Origin of the sequence: Mesorhizobium sp. M4B.F.Ca.ET.203.01.1.1, assembly GCF_004791025.1 — a bacterium.
GTDB lineage: Bacteria > Pseudomonadota > Alphaproteobacteria > Rhizobiales > Rhizobiaceae > Mesorhizobium > Mesorhizobium abyssinicae.
On the sequence record NZ_SRUO01000276.1, the window covers coordinates 1 to 286 of the forward strand.

General features: G+C 59.8%; 1 pseudogene. It reads right to left on the minus strand.

The features are described 5' to 3' along the window. Positions 1-286, minus strand: a pseudogene (locus EN846_RS34670) (branched-chain amino acid ABC transporter permease); the annotation flags it as partial.

A 286-nucleotide genomic window follows, 5' to 3' on the forward strand; every position in this document is an offset into this window, starting at 1 on the left:
TCGAAGGGTAGATCGACTGCGAGATGGCGGCGAAGATGGCGCCGGAAACGCCGCCAAAGAAGGATGAGACGGCATAGGCGATGACGCGCAGATAGGCGATGTTGACGCCGATCGAGGAGGCGAGTTCCTCATTCTGCTGCAGCGACTGGCAAAGCTTGCCGATGCGCGAATTGACCAGCCGGTACATGATCGCGAAGCAGACCACCATCAGCGTGACCGCCAGCAGATAGAAGGCGAGCCGCGAATTCTGCAGCGTGGCGAAATCGGGGATCAGCGTGATCCCGAA